The organism is Mesorhizobium sp. M1D.F.Ca.ET.043.01.1.1, from assembly GCF_003952385.1.
Lineage (GTDB): Bacteria > Pseudomonadota > Alphaproteobacteria > Rhizobiales > Rhizobiaceae > Mesorhizobium.
The window spans coordinates 6,944,322-6,961,368 of record NZ_CP034444.1 but is presented as its reverse complement, the minus strand read 5'-3'; the positions used below and the strand labels follow the sequence as shown (position 1 = coordinate 6,961,368).

The following is a 17,047-nucleotide window of genomic DNA, read 5'->3' as shown; positions in this document are numbered from 1 at the left end:
ATCAGTGTCAAGCGTTTTAAGCGCCGGTTCGGCGGACGAATTTCTTTTGCCTAATTGAAGGTGAAGGAAGAAATGGAGACGGGTATTGCAACGACGCCCTTTGGGCGGCGGCCGATGTCGCTTGCCATGCTGGCGGCGCAAAACGAGTCACGTGAGATCCCCAAAGGCAGGGTCGTCGACAAGTGGCAGATCTACCGCAACCTCTGCGAAGGCAAGAGCATCGTCGGCATCGGCGATCGTGCTCTGGCCGTCCTGAATGCGTTGCTGTCTTTCTACCCTGACAGTGAATTGAGTGAGGAGAACGACCTCATCGTCTTTCCCTCGAACGCACAGTTGTCGCTCAGGGCGCACGGAATGCCGGAGCCCACCGTCAGACGACACCTAGCGGCTCTTGGTGACTGCGGGCTGATCATCCGTCGGGATAGCCCGAACGGCAAGCGTTACGCCCGCAAGGGCCGGGGAGGGGAGATCGAGGAAGCCTTCGGCTTCTCCCTGGCGCCGCTGCTGGCCCGTGCTTACGAGTTCGAGGCGGCCGCTGAGCGTGTTCGTGCCGACAACCGGGCGCTCAGGCTTATGCGCGAGCGGATCACCTTGCACCGCCGTGACATCCACAAGCTCATAGACGCGGCCCTTGACGAAGGTGTCCCGGGCGACTGGCGAGGCCTATGGAAGCGGTTCCGCGTCGTCGTGGAGGCAATTCCGCGCCGAGCTGGCATTGCCGAGCTAGAGCCTATCGTTGCCGATCTGGCCGCCTTGCGCGATGATGTTGATAAGCTGCTGGAAACCCATATGAAATCCACGAATCCGAGCGGCAATGACTCTCAAAACGAGCGGCAGCAATCTGATTCAAATACCGACTCTATTTTTGAATTTGAACCTGCTTTAGAGAAAAGCGGGGCAACGGCCGAGCCCAGGACGAGAACCGCAGAGCCCCAAAAAACGTATCCGCTGGGGCTTGTGTTGAAGGCCTGCCCCGAAATTGCAGACTACGCCGTCGATGGGATCAGCAATTGGCGCGATCTCATGATAACCGCCTCCCAGGTGAGGGGATATCTGGGCGTTTCGCCGTCAGCGTATGAGGAGGCTTGCCATGTGATGGGCCAGGAGATCGCGGCGATCGTGATTGCCTGCATCCTGCAAAGGGCGCAGCACATCAACTCGGCCGGCGGCTATTTGCGGGTACTGACCGAAAAGGCGACGGCAGGGCAGTTCTCTGTCGGGCCGATGCTGATGGCGGCGCTCAAAGCGAACGGGGCGACGGCGAGGATGACGGGATGAGGATCGCCAATCCCGCAGCTTGTCGCTTTGCGTCTAGCTCAAAGCCAATGCGGCCTTGTCGATCGTTGGTGGGATCGCCGATGCGAAGCACAGTGCCTTCCGGAATTTTGGACGGCAGCTTACCCGCGTCCGGACTGCGCGCCTTGGCCCCGAAAGGGGCGGAAGAAGCAACCAAGGACACCGCAAAAGCGGCCACGAGGGCGCCAAACCTCCTTCTCGAAAATCTCATCGTCTTCTCCAATTCTGGAATGGTTCGAATTCGCAATTCAGTATGTCCATGGGTTCGGCCGCCGCAACGCAGGCGGCATTCCGACCGATGCTTGCTCGCGTTCGAAATCAGTTTGGGCTGACACGCAGGAACGGAGGCTGACGCGACTCAGAAAGAGGCGTACGACGGGTGCTTTTTGCGCTGCAGCCGCGCCTGCACGCGCCCGAGGGCAGCGGACGGTAGATCCGCATCCGAGCGATTGGTAGTGGATCATAAGCTGGAAGCAGATCTCATTCCGATCGGATCGAGCCAGTGCCCATCGGCGCGAAGAAGCACGTCCACCTGAATCTGTGATAGGCCTCGAACTGCATATGGGGAGTGATCGTTCGATAAAACGTCATCAGACGCTCCCAGATATGGTATCGATCATCAGGCGAGGTCTGGACACGTTCTCTGGGGATAAACCACTCCGCTTCCTGGGGTTCGTTCAAGTAGGCGGGGCGCGGCAGCCTGACGAAATAGCCGTCCTTAGTCATCCTGACGTCGTTGGAATCGATCGGGTGGCAATCCTTGTTTCCGCAGCAGTCATAGTGAAGAACGGGATCAGTCTTGCCCGTATACCAATCATGGGCGTCTGCATCGCCAGGCAGCACAAGCCACGCCAATGCGATGTGTCTTAGCAACTGCTTCATGGAACTGGCCCCTCACCATTTTGCCTATAGCATATTAGTCGGAGCTAATCTTACAAGGTCTCTCCGACGCGCGAAAAATGTGCCTAGCCAGAACGGCGGCCTCCCTTGCCGCATGAATGCCTGGCGTGTGGATAATCAGCGCTGGCGTCTTGCCGATTGCGCCGGCCGGCGCGCACTCTCGCAGCCATGGTGGCGGAGCATGTTGAATTGGCGTTGTTTGAGCAGTCACTCGGCAACATCGAGGGCGGCCTCAATCGACCGTTCGGTGATCGTGTAGCTGACGCCGCGGAAAAAACCGCAGGGTCGGTTCTGTTCGATGTTCGCATCGACGGCGATACCTGCGTTGAGCGGATGGCTGCGATCGGATATGGCGTGACCGGCACAGCAATAATCGTGATGGGGAGGAACGGACAACTCAGATGCGCGTCGATAAACGGAGACACCACTCCTTTGGTGGCAGAATTGGCTGCCTGGAATGCGTCTCCGCTGAGTGAGCAGCGAGGGTTGACTGCCGCGGAACGGCCAGCATCCTGCTGGCGAAGCTCCGTAGCTCAGGTCATTTCGGCCGGCTCTAGCCGGTTCAGCGCTTGCTCCTACCTGGCCGCCAAATTCCCCCGCGGCTCAGATTGAAACCCACCTTGGCAAGCAAATCACTGGTGATCCGATGCCCAGGTACCTCCGCCAACCCCTATTTGGAAGGTTGCGCTGTCAAGCCATAACTCCAGCGTCAAAGGTGGGTTAGATCGCAGCTCTGTATCCGCGCGAGAATCGTCTGCTCTGTCTCGCTGTCGAGAGGCTTACTCGCCAAATGTTGGATGTCTTGTGTTTCGAATGTCTGACGAAATCCGTCGAATAGGCCAAGACGCGGCCGCCATTCGAAGCTCTTCATCAGGAATTGGACATCGACGCAGCAGGGATAATCCCGGAATGGAAAATACTGACGCGGCATATAGTCATCAGCTTGATCTCCGGCGAGAATACCGGGATCAGCGAAGCCGGCGGCAGTTGCGACTAAGTTGACCCACTCCCTCAAACTCATGCGCTCCTCACTTGCGACATTGAATACTTGCGCGCCGCGCGCTTCTGACGTCGAAGCGTGGACCATAATGTCAGCGAGATCCTCGGCATGTAGAAACTGGATCCGCGTTTCACCGTTTTTGGGGATTATGACTGGCCGCCCCTGTAGGCAGCGCGCCCATATGAACGATTCCCGGTCGTTGTCATTGCCTGGCCCATACAGATAAGGGGGACGAAAAATTGTAACCGGGAGCCGTTCTGCCTGGTCTGTGAGAAATGCGTCAGCGGCGGCCTTTTCGAAACCATAGTCCGCCCATATTGCTGCTCCACCGATAGGATCGCCCTCGGCAGGGCATCTACCTGGTGTCTCTTTGTAGACAGCCGCGCTGCTAAGGTGAATCCAGCGCTGTGTCACGCCAGAAAAGGCATCCCAGGCGGTTTTTGTGCTTTGGAAATTATAAGAAGACGTATCGAAGACGACGTCAAACCCGGGCACCTGTTGAGCGATCTGAAAGAGCTGATCACCATCGGTACGGTCCGCCGTCAATTGCTCCGCGCCTCCCGTGACTTTATGCCCACGGTTGAGCACGCTGACGTGAAATTGGTCGTGGAGCAGTGCGGGAACCAAATGGCCCCCGACAAAACCAGAGCCTCCAATCACCAAAGCCCGCTTTGTCATCAAAGGTCTCTCGATGGCGTTGATTGTGGACCCGCAGCTGCGTCGCTTCGATTGAGAATAGGCCGATCAGCGAGGCGGGCTAAGGAACTTCAAATTCAAAAATTAGCACGCGGCGATAGTTCCGTGCTGGTCTATTCCAGGCTCAGCGTTTTTCCTTCGTTTGTCATGGGACAGTTCGGCACTGCAGCTTCAATCGTGGCGCAGTCGACCTACCGCACAGCCCGGGTCTGGCGCAGCACCCGCGGGAGGCGCCGCTTCCATCGTTCACCGCGCGGCAGAGGAACATCTTTCTGCCACCGCTTCCTGCGGCGAGGCGGTGCGTGCGATGCATCCGGAACCGATGCTTCCTCAAGCGTTGCGGGCTCAGGAAGCGATATGTCGGGCATGATCATGTTGTTGGCGTCGGATGCTACTTCAGCGGTGGTGAACACGGGCTGAGAGACATCTTCGCCAGGATCAATCGGCTGCGGCGCTGCCTCAGCGACCGCAGCTTTCGTGTTGGCTTTAGCGACATCGTTCGCGATGGCGGCCAGGTCGATGCCCGCCCATATCGACTCCGGTCGCTTCAGGAGGCCACGCTTTTGTTTGATCTCGACGACAAAGGGTCGCTGCTGCTTCATGTGCTCTCGGCGGACCTGGGGGATTGCGAACGTCGTCTAAGCCCATCGCGTGCCTTCGTCCACCCGCCCCACGCATTTTTCCACATCCAGCACGCACGCACATGGTGCCCGCTTCCGGCACGCTGTAGAAACCAGATCCTGCCGGATGGAACTGGTCTTCGCTTTCTGTGGCCGACACAGGATATTGGGAACCACGCGTCCGAGACCGCCTGTTGTAGATCTGCGCCGCTGACCATCGGATCCCGGTGGTTCTTCCGCGTCGCCCCACACCATTTGAGCGCCAATATTAAAATCGCTGGTGCCCTGATGTGCCGGTCAGGCTTCAATGACGGGGAAGTGGGAGGATTGCGCGTTTGCGGGGTGAGCTTGTCGGCCGCTCAATCGAAAGCGTCATTTGAGGAGCTGCCTCTCCTGCGTGCAACTGAAGGACACGCTCGTCCAGTTCCTTGTCTACTTCCGTGAGACGATGGTTGAGGCGAAGGTAGTCCGTCCAGGTCGGCGTGCGGAATGTCTCCGTCCATTGCATAGGCTTCTGAAGGTTACGCTGGAGCGTCCAGTTGCGTGCACCGACGCGGCTGTGGACATGCCTGCGCTGCCGCATGAGGTCGAGGAAGGCCTCGACATTTTTCTCGGTTATCAGATATTCGACCTTGACCACGATCGGGCCGCTTCTCGGCTTCAAATTGAGAGCAACAGCGGGAGCGTCGAATGCCTCCAAGGGATCGGGTTCGGAATCGTGGCGTTCGCGCAGGGGAAACAGAACGCCGGCTACAGCGACGAGCAAAAGCGCACCGGCAGAACCCTCAAGCGCCCAGGTCAATGAATGGGTCTCGGCGACAGTGCCCCACACCCAACTGCCGGCCGCGATGCCGCCGTCTATCAAGGCGTAGTAGATTGAAATCGTGCGCCCCACGACCCAGCGCGGGCTCGCCAGCTGCACGCTCACGCCAACTCCGGACCAGGCGGTGACCCAGCCCGCGCCGCCCAAGGCGAGCGCAATTGCGGCTACGGCAATCGAAGAGGTCAGGGCAAGGGAAAGAGAGCATGCCGCGCAGGCGATGCAGGAGAGCCTCATCAGCCGTTCTTGCGACAAGCTCCGTCTGAATGTGCTGTTGGAGATGCCGGCGAAGACGGCGCCTGTGCCGAAGCCGGCCATCAGCGTGCCATAGGCGAGTGGTCCTGCGCCCAGCTGGTCACGGACAACCAGCGGCAGCAGCGCGAGAATGGCGATGCTCGCCAGCCCAAACAGGGTCCCGCGAGCGATCGCCGCCTTGATTTCCGATGACATCGCCGTGAAGCGCAGCCCGTCATAGATCGCCGTCCTCATCGACTCGCGTGGAAGCGGGGAGGAGCGAACCTTCCACTTGCAGCGCCATATGGTGGCAAGAGGGACCAGATAGGTGAGGGTGGTCACGGTGAAAGCTGCCAAAAGCCCAAACGATGCAACCACGATGCCGCCGAGTGCCGGGCCCACTGTCCGGACGGTGTTGAAGCCGACGGAGAGCAGGGTCACGGCAGCGGGGACATCGCGTCGATCAACGATATCGCCAACCGAAGCCTGCCACGCGGGATCGTTGAGAGCGCCGCCGCATGCGATGAGAAAGCTGAAGCCGAGGATCATCCACGGACTGACAAAGCCCAGCGCGACGGACGCAGTGAGCATCGCAGAGGCTATCACCATCAGGCAGCGGCCGGCGAACATGACCCGGCGACGGCTGAAATTATCGGCCAGAGCCCCGGCGAACACGGACAAGATGAACGCGGGCAGGTTGGACGAAGCCTGCACCAGCGCCACCATCAGATCGGAAGTCGAGATTGTCGCCATCAGCCAGCTAATGGCGACTGTCTGCATCAACCAGCCGAGACTCGAAACCTGGGTGGCGAGCCAGATCGAACGAAAGGTTGGCTGCATGAGGGGCGCAAACGTCGTCGGCGCAGCCAAATCTTCAACTGATCCAGCCACTCTACTCATTTTTTGCGAGCCTTTGCTTTCCGTTATCGGCCGTCTCGCATGTAATCTCGACTGAACCGTGGCGGCTGGCAAAATTGAGAGAAACTCTTTTGCCTCCGACGAATGCGGCCATAGGTGTTTTGCAGACGAGACCCAGACCCGAGCCGGGTCACCTTGCCTTCGAAGACATCACCAAAGCACGCTGGCACAGAAAATCTACACTATGCACCTTGAGGACCCTTCGGCTTTCCCCTGTCGGATCAGCCGGGCAGCATCGTCATGGTCCGGTGGCCCCTGCAGGCATGCTGAGCTTTCACTTTGAGGCCTGGCACGAGCCGTCCCAAGGCCCAGCAGACACAGAAGGCCTTCTCCACGATCGTGGCAGAACGCTGCGGGACGTAGGCGAGTTCGCTGGGGATCGCAGAGATGCCGGTCTCGTTCTGCTCGAAGGCGAAGCCGGAGATCCCGCCTTTCAAACGGCACATGGCCAACAAGCAAGCGGACGATCAGGAAGCCGGCTTTTTGCGGGTCCTCTTTGCCGGTGCGGTCTGTTGGGCCTCATTGGGTTTTCTGCCGAGGCCCATGGTCTTCGCCAAAGCTGAGCGCGCGGCGGCATAGTTCGGGGCAACCATCGGATAGTCTGCCGATAGTCCCCATTTCGCCCGGTATTCTTCGGGCGTCAGACCATAGTGGGTCGCCAGATGACGCTTCAGCGACTTGAACTTCTTTCCATCCTCCAGGCTGATGATGTAGTCGGGCGTGACCGACTTCCTGATGGGAACGGCAGGCTTGAGGTCCTCAGGCTTCGCCACCGGGCCGCCCATCGTGCCCTTCAACGCAGCATGCACCTGGCCGATTAGAGCCGGAAGCTCACCTACCGGGAGTGGATTGTTCGACACATAGGCCGACACGACTTCGGCGGTAAGCTCGATGAGGGCGTCAGTATTGTTTTCGGCTTCTTCTGTCACGCAATGCTCCTGCTTTGATAAACGGCGGCGGATCGGTTTTATTAATGAAGGCAGCCACAGAATGCAATCAAAGTCAGGGCTCCCGTAGCACTGGTTCCCAAATTTGCGGGCCTGAGGCACACGATGATTCTACCCTGAAGGACAGCTTCCGGCAGAAAATCGATCGGACCCGCCAAGGGGTCCAGGGATTCATGAAACAGCTTTCGAGCAGAATTGGTTTCGTATCGGCGCCTTTGACGCCCGCGAAACTCAACCTCTGCTACGCACGTTTGATGCCCTGATCCTGCCACCGTCCCCCGGGGCACCTGCGCCAAGGAGAAATCTTCAATCCAGCCCCTTGAACCCTCTCGGTCCGGACAGCACATTTGCGGTGGTTGCGGGGCGGGATGCCGTGCAATGCTAGATTCGTTAATTGGGAGGAGCGCATGGATGCGGAGGAGTTCGGCAGCCCCATTTTCGTGAAGCGTGCGACCTACATCGTCCAAGAGATTGCGAGCCTCGCGGACGCCATCGATTTCCTCAACGACTGGCCTGAGGATCAAAGAGATCTGACCCACCAGACCGCTCTTCGGGCTTGCTGTGACGCAGAGGATAGGCATAAGCCCGTGACCGCCGCGCACCATGCTTTTATCGATTTCGCCAGGCAGGTCGCCATCCTCGAAGATTCAATCTCTGCCATGCAGTGGATCGCCGCCTGCAAGAAGCGGCGCGCGTAGGGACGGGTGGATTGTAGCCAAGCTTGGGGGTATTCCGTCCAGATTTTCACTGAGCGCGGACAAGGGCGGAAGATCTCCATCATCGCTGGTAATTCCGGAAACCGGGATGACAGCGCTTATGGCGATCGGCTAGCCGCCGAGGGATCGAGTTGGGCTTCGGGTTCGCCTCTCTCCGTCACCTCGGGTGAGGCATAGAGCTGGGGCGAGCGGACCTTGCCGCACGACTTGAGGGGAACGGGAGATCTGAGTTGAGCAGATTTGAGCGGCCGGTCGTTATCCAGCTGAGCCGTCACGCCGCGGAGCGTGTCGTGTTCGATGTCAATGACGCGGCCACGATCTTGCTGCGGGATCTCACTCGTGAAACGAAAAAGCGCAAGGCAGCGATGGACGCGTGTCTGCGCGTATTGCGCGGTGAGAGCCATCCACCGGCCGCCCGCAGAGCTTTCGTCGCAGCGGCGCTCGAAGCAAAGATCCTGCGTAGCGATTGAAAATTTACGACGCGCATTGCGTCGCTTCCTCTCTCCATTGCGATCCGCCAGCGCCATGATCGCGCCTGGCGTGTGTCGAGCGGCTGCCCAGCGAGCTGCATCGTAGCGCCGGCGGCGAGCGCGGTTCTGGTTCGAAGGCGCTGCATTGGGGAGCGTGGCTGAGCAGGCGCCGCTAATTCAGCGGTTTCGGGCCATGTCGTGGTGCGACCTCTGAGGATCGCACGGGTTCGTGGGCCGGCGGCGGAAGCTCACCTTAACAACCAGCCAGCGGCACAGAGCCTTGGCGTTCATCCAGTTCGCAAGATCGGCATGCACTGGCGCTGTCCATGAGGAGCAACCCAACCCCGCTCTTCTGAGATGGCTTTCCTGGTCCTGTTCCGGATCTTCCACGATCAACCCTCAAGGGGTCCGCTAGCAAGCTGCGGCCGCTTGGCTAAAGCCCGCGCGGTGATCGCGACCGGCCCACGACACTGACGGGAGCCATCGAGCGGGGATTGGCCTCGCTCAAAGATGGAAGGCCCTCAGATGTCGCACGATCTTGCCCTGGCTCAACACCACGCCCTGGACCTCGCCCGCACCCTGATGGTCCCCGTCATCCTCTTCAGATCCGGCGACGCGATCGGCGTGCTCCGCAGTGATGAGATCGAGCCTGGCGATGATCTCGAAATCCTTCAGGAATACGACCCATTCCAGATCAGGCCGGCTCGTTGAGCCGGCCCGGAGCTTGGCGGTCCGCCCCGTCACAAAGCCCAAATTGCACGACCGCGATCCAACGGCCTGCCAATCGGCGGGCCGATGCGCAGCGATTGGGTGCCGCTTGCGAGCGAGCGGCGGCAAGGGAGGCTGCGCCGCGGCCGGAAAATCGCATTGCCCTGCGCGCGTCTTCAGTTGCCCGGCCGCGCCCTTGCCTCCTTCGCTCTTCGCGGCCTTGGGGTCTGGTCCCGCGGGTTCGCGGGAAAATGAAACCGAAACACGAAGGGACGGAACCTCATGGGCGCCGGGATAGGAATGGAGATGAGCGATGTCGAGGAACTCAGAAGTGGCGTTCTGTGTACTGCCGTGCTGGAGCGGGCGGGCTTCGCGGTCGATCAGAAGGAGAGCACCAGACGCGCCGTAAAATTCAGGCGCAGCGCCGAGATCATCATCGTCATCCACGCCGGCAAAGGCTGGTTTGATCCGCTGTCGGAGGCCAAGGGAGACGTGTTCCGCCTGGTCGAGCACCTCGAGGGCGTCCGCTTCGTGGAGGCGCTAGATCATGTGGCGGATCTGATCGGGTTCGTTCCTCGAGAGCCCGTCTGGACGAGAGTTCCTCACAAACATCCTCCGGACCGTTCCATTTCCGAGCGTTGGCAAAGCCGCCGCAGGCCGTGGCAAGGCTCCGTGACCTGGCGTTACCTGCACGACGAGCGCTGTCTCTCCGGGGCCGTCATCCGCGCGGCGATCCGCCAGGACCGGCTCCGCGAAGGCCCGCGCGGCAGCATGTGGGCGGCGCACATCGATGAGGCCGGCCTGCTCACCGGCTGGGAGGAGCGCGGTCCTGAATGGCGGGGGTTTGCGAGCGGAGGCGCCAAGCTGCTGTTTCGTCTTGGCGCTGTCGAGGCAATCCGCTTCTGCGTCACCGAAGCGGCCATCGATGCCATGAGCCTTGCCGCGATCGAGGAGCTGCGGCCCGGCAGCCTTTATCTGAGCACCGGCGGCGGCTGGGCGCCGGCGACCGTGGCGGCGATCCGCGGGCTTGCCGCGCGCAACGGCGCGCTTCTTGTCGCCGCAACCGACAACAACACCCAGGGCGACGTCTATGCCGGCCGGCTCGAAGCGATCGCGGCGGAGGCGGGGTGCGGTTTCGAGCGGCTGCGTCCCGTCGCCGATGATTGGAACGAGGACCTGCGTGCGCCAAAACTCCAGAAGAAGGAAGAAGGAGGGGACAAAAAAACCCGGCTGCCGCATGCCCGCCGGCCGCGTCAAGGGTGAAGCTTCGCCCGGCTGACGCCGGCCCTTGACCCGCCCGGACGGAGAGGCGGCCGCGGGGGAGGGGTCAGGAAGGGCTGAAGACGATGGCGCAATCGAGATGATGAGCCGCGCTCCGGCCCGACGAGGCTAAGAAGGAGCCCCTCAATGAACGCCACCTCTCCCATCCGCAAGATCTACCAGGGCATCGCCGACCGCCGGCAGATGTTCCGTCTCTTCGACCGCCATGCGCAACGGCCCAACCGCTTCGCGGATGACGCCGGCGCTCTTTACGGGAACGAATGGTTCGAGCTTGACCAGTCCGGGCACGACCACATGCTCGAGATCCTGCCGCCGCTCTGGATGCGCGCCGACATGTTCGCGCTCAGCGAATTTCTCACCGGCAGCGTCACCAGCGTGTTTTTCCGGCTCAGCATCGACGGTCGCGTCCGCTACTTCCATGGCTATTGCGATCTCAGCGACAAGGGTTCGCCAGAGCGCATGCGGGCCGCGATCGTGGAGCGCGAGTCGTGGCCAGTGAAGGCGATCACGCATGAAGAACGCCTCGAGCATATCTGGTCGAGCACGCATGACGACTATCGCGGTTATGCGGGCGAGGACTGGCTGCCCGAGTTGCGCGGCAAGCGCACCCTGCTCGTCTATGTCCGCGGGCGCACCGTGCTCAAGCCTCTCGAGGATCTGAGCGACCAGGAGATTGCCGCCAAGCTGCCCGTGCATCTCAGGCACTTGCCCACCGACGTCGCGGCGTGAGGTGCGGGCGATGTTTACATTTCCGATTGTGGCGGTCCGCAAGGTGATCGATCAGGGCATTGCCGATGCGGCGGCCAATGGCGGGTTTCGCAACCCCTATTACGGCACAAGGCCCGGCGAGGGCGAGAAGCCCGGCGTCTGGCTGGTCGGCGACCAGGGTGTCTATCTATGCTCCAACGGCAAGCTCGCCGAGGGGGCGCGTCCCCTCGTCGTCTATTGCGAGCAATGCCACCCGGACGGCCATCCCGACTGGTGGGACTACAAGCGCCGGCATTTCGGGGCCGATGACGGCATCGAGTTCATCGAGGCCGAGCGGCTTGTCCCGCTCTTTGACCGCCATCGGCGCGCAACACATCTCACCGTCGAGCTCACCGAGGCCGAAATCGCGCTCTCGCTGATCACTCGCTGACTTTCCCAAAAAACCGGCGCCGCGTTTCGCCCGGCCCACCCTGTTCGGCCGGACGTTTCGCGCGCGCCTTCGAGTACAGGAGCATTTCCAATGGCGCATGACGATCCGTTCACCATCGACCTCTTCGGCAACACCTCATCCGGCCTCGGCCTCGGCGTGACCGCCTTCTCGTCCGGAACCGACATCGATCGGCAGCACGACGACGTTCGCTCGCCATCCGCGCCGGCGCCGTCTCTGCCGGTTGCAATCGCTGCCCGCGCGCCGGCCCGGGACCGGCGGGAACCGGGTGCTAACTTTCACCTCATTGGCGAGCGTGATCTTGCGCGCGGCTGGAAGGAGCGGGCCCGCGACAACATCGCGGCGATCAGGCTTTCGGCCGAGATCGAGGCCGCGCAGAGGCCGGCCACGCGCGAGGAACAGCAAAGGCTGATCCGCTTCACCGGCTTCGGCGCAACCGAGCTCGCCAATGGCGTCTTTCGCCGCCCCGGCGAGATCGAGTTTCGCGACGGCTGGCAGGAGATCGGCACCCAGCTGGAAGATACCGTCGGCGAGGCTGACTACGCCTCGCTCGCCCGCTGCACGCAATATGCGCATTTCACACCTGCGTTCATCGTCCGCGCGATCTGGGCGGGCCTGCTGCGGCTCGGCTGGCGCGGCGGCCGCATTCTCGAGCCCGGCTTTGGCACGGGACTCTTTGCGGCCTTGATGCCGCCCGAGCTGCACGATCGTTCCCATGTCACCGGAGTCGAGCTCGATCCGGTCACGGCGCGCATCGCCCGGCTGCTGCAGCCGGGGGCGCGCATCGTCAACGCAGACTTCGCCCGCACCGAACTCCCTGCTTCGTTCGACCTTGCCATCGGCAACCCCCCCTTTTCGGCACGCCCCGTGCGCTCCGACCCTGCCTACCGATCGCTCGGCCTGCGGCTCCACGACTATTTCATCGTCAAGGCGCTTGGATTGCTCAAGCCTGGCGGCCTCGCCGCCTTCGCGACCAGCCACGGCACTTTGGACAAGGCCGACGGCACGTGCCGGGAGCAGATCGCGAAGTCGGCCGATCTGATCGCCGCCTTGCGTCTGCCCGAGGGCAGCTTTCGCGCCGATGCCGGCACGGAGCTCGTCGTCGACATACTGTTCTTCCGCAAGCGCAAGGCGGGCGAGCCCGAAGGCGACCTCACTTGGCTCGATCTTGAGAAAGTCCGGCCGGCGACGCAAGACGAGGGCGCCATCCGCGTCAACCGCTGGTTCGCGCGCCATCCGGACTTCGTGCTCGGCGCCCACGCGCTGCGGCGCGGCATCTACGGTCCGGACGAGACCTATACCTGCCTGCCGCGGCCCGGCGGCGATCTCGACGAAGCACTGACGGCGGCGATCTCGCTGCTTCCGCAATCGCTTTACGATGGCGCGCCGGAGGCGATCGACCGCAACGGCGAGGACAACCACGCGCCCGCCGGCGGCGAGCGTTCCGACAGCCACGTCCGCGAAGGCAGCTTCGTCGTCGACCACCGGCGTGGGCTGATGCAGGTCGTCGACGGCGAGCCGGTCCCGGTCAGCATTCGCAAGGGCCGCGCCGGCGACGGCATCCCGCAAAAGCATGTCCGGATCATCCAGAAACTGGTCCCCATCCGCGATGCGGTGCGCGCGGTGCTGAGGTGCCAAGAGCTCGATCGGCCGTGGCGGCAAGCGCAGGTCACCCTGCGTGTCGCCTGGTCGAGCTTTGTCAGGGATTTCGGGCCGATCAACACCACCGTCGTCTCGACCACCGAGGATGAGGAAACCCACGAGGTGCGCGAGACGCATCGCCGGCCGAACCTGCAGCCGTTCCTGGACGACCCGGATTGCTGGCTCGTCGCCTCGATCGAGGACTACGACCTCCAATCCGACACGGCGAAGCCCGGGCCGATCTTCACCGAGCGCGTGATCGCGCCGCCATTGCCGCCGGTCATAAGCTCGGCCGCGGATGCGCTCGCCGTGGTTCTCAACGAACGCGGCTGCGTCGACCTCGACCACATCGGCGAGCTTTTGCATTCCGACACCGACACTGTCGTCGCCGAACTCGGCAGCGCCATTTTTCGCGATCCGGCCGACGGTGCCTGGCAGACGGCGGATGCCTATCTGGCAGGCGCGGTCCGCGACAAGCTGAAGACCGCCGAGGCCGTGGCAGCACTCGATCCCGGCTATGAACGCAATGTCGCGGCGCTCACGGAGGTGCAGCCCGCCGATCTCAGCCCCTCCGACATTACAGCGCGTCTCGGGGCGCCGTGGATTGCGGCCACCGATGTCGTCGCCTTCGTCAAGGAGACCATGGGCGCGGAGATAAAGATCCATCATATGCCCGAGCTCGCCTCATGGACCGTCGAGGCCCGTCAGCTTGGATGGACTGCCGCCGGGACCTCGGAATGGGGCACAGATCGCCGCCACGCCGGCGAACTGCTCGCCGATGCGCTGAACAGCCGCGTCCCCCAGATATTCGACACCATCCGGGACGGCCGGACCGAGCGCCGTGTCCTCAACGTCGTCGACACCGAGGCGGCGAAGGAGAAGTTGCAAAAGATCAAGACCGCCTTCCAGAACTGGGTCTGGTCCGATCCCGATCGCACCGACCGTTTGGCGCGTGTCTACAATGACCGTTTCAACAACATCGTGCCGCGAAGATTTAACGGCGACCATCTGCGACTTCCGGGCGCCTCTGGCGCCTTTTCTCTTTATGGGCACCAGAAGCGCGGCATCTGGCGCATCGTCTCGGCCGGCTCGACCTATCTCGCCCACGCCGTCGGCGGCGGCAAGACGATGACGATTGCCGCCGCGATCATGGAGCAGAAGCGCCTGGGCCTGATCGCCAAGGCGATGCTGGTCGTTCCCGGCCACTGCCTGGCGCAGGCGGCGAGAGAATTCCTCGCGCTTTATCCCAATGCCCGCATTCTCGTTGCCGACGAGACGAATTTTTCCTTGGCCAAGCGGCACCGCTTCCTCTCCCGCGCCGCGACCGCCAACTGGGACGCCATCATCATCACCCATTCGGCATTCCGCTTCATCGGCATCCCGTCCGCCTTCGAGCAGCAGATGATCCAGGACGAGCTCGAGCTCTATGAGAGCCTGCTTACCAAGGTCGAGAGCGACGATCGCGTCTCGCGCAAGCGGCTCGAAAGGCTGAAGGAGGGCCTGAAGGAGCGGCTCGAAAGTCTCGCCACGCGCAAGGACGATCTTCTCACCATCTCCGAGATCGGCATCGACCAGATCGTCGTCGACGAGGCGCAGGAATTCCGCAAGCTTTCCTTCCCGACAAACATGTCGACGCTCAAGGGTGTCGATCCGAACGGCTCGCAGCGCGCCTGGGATCTCTACGTGAAGTCCCGGCTTATCGAGACCAAGAACCCGGGCAGGGCGCTCGTGCTCGCTTCGGGTACTCCACTAACCAACACGCTTGGCGAGATGTTTTCCGTGCAGCGCTATCTCGGCCATGGCGCGCTCGCTGAGCGCGGCCTGCACGAGTTCGATGCCTGGGCCTCGACCTTTGGCGACGTCACCACCGAACTCGAGCTTCAGCCCTCCGGGAAATACAAGCCGGTGACGCGCTTCGCCAGCTTCGTCAACGTCCCCGAGCTGATCGCGATGTTCCGCTCCTTTGCCGATGTCGTGATGCCGCAGGACCTGCGCGACCATGTCAAGCTGCCCGCGATCTCGACCGGCCGCCGCCAGATCCTGACGGCCAAGCCCACGCCGGCCTTCAAGCGCTACCAGCTGGTACTCGCCGAGCGCATCAAGGCGATCGAGATGCGCGAGCGGCCGCCAGAGCCCGGCGACGATATTCTTCTCTCGGTCATCACCGACGGGCGCCATGCCGCGATCGATCTGCGGATGGTCGATCCCGACAACGACGACGAGCCCGACAACAAGCTCAATCTTCTTGTCTCGAATGCCTTCCGAATCTGGCTTGAAACGGCGGAGAACGCCTATGTCCGCCCCGACGGCAAGCCCTACGAGCTGTCCGGCGCCGCGCAGATGATCTTTTCCGATCTCGGCACGATCAATGTCGAAAAGACGCGGGGATTTTCCGCCTATCGCTGGATTCGCGACGAGCTTGTCCGCCTGGGGGTTCCCGCCTGCGAGATCGCCTTCATGCAGGACTTCAAGAAATCGGAAGCCAAGCAGCGGCTGTTCGGCGACGTGAGAGCCGGCAAGGTGCGCTTCCTCATCGGCTCCTCGGAGACGATGGGCACCGGCGTCAACGCGCAGCTTCGTTTGAAGGCGCTGCATCACCTGGATGTGCCCTGGCTGCCCTCGCAGATCGAGCAGCGCGAGGGCCGCATCGTCCGACAGGGCAACCAGCATGACGAGGTCGAGATCTTCGCCTACGCGACGGAGGGCTCGCTCGACGCCACCATGTGGCAGAACAACGAGCGCAAGGCCCGGTTCATCGCGGCGGCACTGTCCGGCGACACTTCCATCCGGCGGTTGGAAGATCTGGGCGAGGGGCAAGCCAATCAGTTCGCCATAGCGAAAGCGATTGCATCGGGGGACCGGCGTCTGATGCAGAAGGCCGGTCTCGAGGCCGACATCGCACGGCTTGAGCGCCTGCGCGCCGCCCACATCGACGACCAGCATGCCGTGCGCCGGCAGATCCGCGACGCCGAGCGCGACATCGAGCATCCGACGCGCCGTATCGCGGAAATCGGCAAGGACGTAGAGCGCCGCGTGCCGACCGCCGGTGAGGCCTTCGTCATGAGCGTGGCCAATTTTGTCTATAGCGAGCGCAAGGAAGCCGGCCGGGCACTGATGAAGGAGATTCTCACCCTGATCCAGCTACGGCATGACGGCGAGGCCGTCATCGCCTTGATCGGCGGGTTCGACCTCCAATTCTGCGGCGAGCGCTTTGGGCAAGATGACTACCGCCACACCACTATGCTCCTGCTCACCGGAGCGGATCACGAGATCGAGCTTCCGGTGACGGTGACGCCGCTCGGCGCGGTCGCCCGTCTCGAACATGCGTTGTCGAATTTCGACCAAGACCGGGAACGCTATCGGCAGCGTCTCGCCGAAGCCCGGCGCCGTCTCGCCTCCTACCAGGCCCGTGACGGCGGCGAATTCGCCTTTGCCGGCGAACTGGCCGAAAAGCGCCGGCAGCTCGCCGAGGTCGAAAGGGCACTGGCCGCGGATGTCGAGGACATCGCGGATGCCGTCGCCGCCTGACCTATCGCGTGGCCCACGGCGTATTGGTGCGAATACCGTTTCGTTTGGCTGCCCGGTCCATCCGGTGCTCGAAATAGTCGGCAAACACCTTGTAGTCCGCCTAGGCGTCCTTGTCG

15 protein-coding genes are annotated in these 17,047 nt (G+C 62.2%); 7 read left to right on the top strand and 8 right to left on the bottom strand.

Features of this window, described 5'->3' with window-relative positions; all coding sequences use genetic code 11:
* The first annotated feature begins 72 nt into the window (after positions 1 to 72).
* Positions 73 to 1,278, top strand: coding sequence for a plasmid replication protein RepC (repC, locus tag EJ067_RS33590; protein ID WP_126089846.1), 1,206 nt, complete (start codon positions 73 to 75; stop codon positions 1,276 to 1,278).
* Between the two features lie 498 nt (positions 1,279 to 1,776).
* On the opposite strand, the gene EJ067_RS33580 is transcribed toward repC, so the two are convergent.
* From EJ067_RS33580 to EJ067_RS33550, 7 genes are all read right to left on the bottom strand, one after another.
* Positions 1,777 to 2,178: a hypothetical protein gene (locus tag EJ067_RS33580; protein ID WP_126089335.1), complete on the bottom strand. Its 402-nt coding sequence runs from the start codon at positions 2,176 to 2,178 to the stop codon at positions 1,777 to 1,779.
* Positions 2,179 to 2,403: 225 nt separating this feature from the next.
* Positions 2,404 to 2,592 (bottom strand): hypothetical protein, encoded by a 189-nt coding sequence (locus tag EJ067_RS34865; RefSeq protein WP_189510248.1) that lies wholly within the window; start codon positions 2,590 to 2,592, stop codon positions 2,404 to 2,406.
* 313 nt (positions 2,593 to 2,905) lie between these two features.
* Positions 2,906 to 3,874: an NAD-dependent epimerase/dehydratase family protein gene (locus EJ067_RS33570; RefSeq protein ID WP_126089334.1), complete on the bottom strand. Its 969-nt coding sequence runs from the start codon at positions 3,872 to 3,874 to the stop codon at positions 2,906 to 2,908.
* A gap of 209 nt (positions 3,875 to 4,083) precedes the next feature.
* Complete coding sequence (locus EJ067_RS34860) at positions 4,084 to 4,494, bottom strand: hypothetical protein (protein WP_189510247.1); 411 nt, start codon at positions 4,492 to 4,494, stop codon at positions 4,084 to 4,086.
* A gap of 322 nt (positions 4,495 to 4,816) precedes the next feature.
* The gene (locus EJ067_RS33560; protein WP_245468374.1) at positions 4,817 to 6,406 is read right to left on the bottom strand and encodes an MFS transporter; all 1,590 of its coding nucleotides are present in this window, start codon (positions 6,404 to 6,406) and stop codon (positions 4,817 to 4,819) included.
* Positions 6,407 to 6,705: 299 nt separating this feature from the next.
* A complete protein-coding gene (locus EJ067_RS33555; RefSeq protein ID WP_126089332.1) occupies positions 6,706 to 6,921 on the bottom strand; it encodes a hypothetical protein in 216 nt (71 codons plus the stop codon).
* A 30-nt stretch (positions 6,922 to 6,951) separates the two neighbouring features.
* Positions 6,952 to 7,413, bottom strand: coding sequence for a MucR family transcriptional regulator (locus EJ067_RS33550; protein WP_126089331.1), 462 nt, complete (start codon positions 7,411 to 7,413; stop codon positions 6,952 to 6,954).
* A gap of 425 nt (positions 7,414 to 7,838) precedes the next feature.
* On the opposite strand from EJ067_RS33550, the gene EJ067_RS33545 reads away from it, so the two are divergent.
* Positions 7,839 to 8,129, top strand: a complete 291-nt coding sequence (locus tag EJ067_RS33545; protein WP_126089330.1) for a DUF982 domain-containing protein — start codon at positions 7,839 to 7,841, stop codon at positions 8,127 to 8,129.
* 248 nt (positions 8,130 to 8,377) lie between these two features.
* The gene (locus EJ067_RS33540; protein ID WP_245468108.1) at positions 8,378 to 8,617 is read left to right on the top strand and encodes a DUF982 domain-containing protein; all 240 of its coding nucleotides are present in this window, start codon (positions 8,378 to 8,380) and stop codon (positions 8,615 to 8,617) included.
* Between the two features lie 504 nt (positions 8,618 to 9,121).
* Here the strand turns inward: EJ067_RS33540 and EJ067_RS35870 are convergent.
* Complete coding sequence (locus EJ067_RS35870; RefSeq protein ID WP_348639508.1) at positions 9,122 to 9,838, bottom strand: hypothetical protein; 717 nt, start codon at positions 9,836 to 9,838, stop codon at positions 9,122 to 9,124.
* Here EJ067_RS35870 and EJ067_RS33530 point away from each other — a divergent pair.
* From EJ067_RS33530 to EJ067_RS33515, 4 genes are all read left to right on the top strand, one after another.
* The gene (locus EJ067_RS33530) at positions 9,818 to 10,588 is read left to right on the top strand and encodes a DUF3991 and toprim domain-containing protein (protein ID WP_348639507.1); all 771 of its coding nucleotides are present in this window, start codon (positions 9,818 to 9,820) and stop codon (positions 10,586 to 10,588) included. The two genes, EJ067_RS35870 and EJ067_RS33530, sit on opposite strands and share 21 nt — an antisense overlap.
* Positions 10,589 to 10,732: 144 nt before the next feature.
* The gene (locus EJ067_RS33525; RefSeq protein WP_126089327.1) at positions 10,733 to 11,335 is read left to right on the top strand and encodes a DUF1419 domain-containing protein; all 603 of its coding nucleotides are present in this window, start codon (positions 10,733 to 10,735) and stop codon (positions 11,333 to 11,335) included.
* Between the two features lie 10 nt (positions 11,336 to 11,345).
* A complete protein-coding gene (locus EJ067_RS33520) occupies positions 11,346 to 11,744 on the top strand; it encodes a DUF3085 domain-containing protein (protein ID WP_126089326.1) in 399 nt (132 codons plus the stop codon).
* A 90-nt stretch (positions 11,745 to 11,834) separates the two neighbouring features.
* On the top strand, positions 11,835 to 16,931 hold the full coding sequence (locus tag EJ067_RS33515; protein ID WP_126089325.1) for a lactate dehydrogenase: 5,097 nt from the start codon (positions 11,835 to 11,837) through the stop codon (positions 16,929 to 16,931).
* The last annotated feature ends 116 nt before the right edge of the window (positions 16,932 to 17,047 follow it).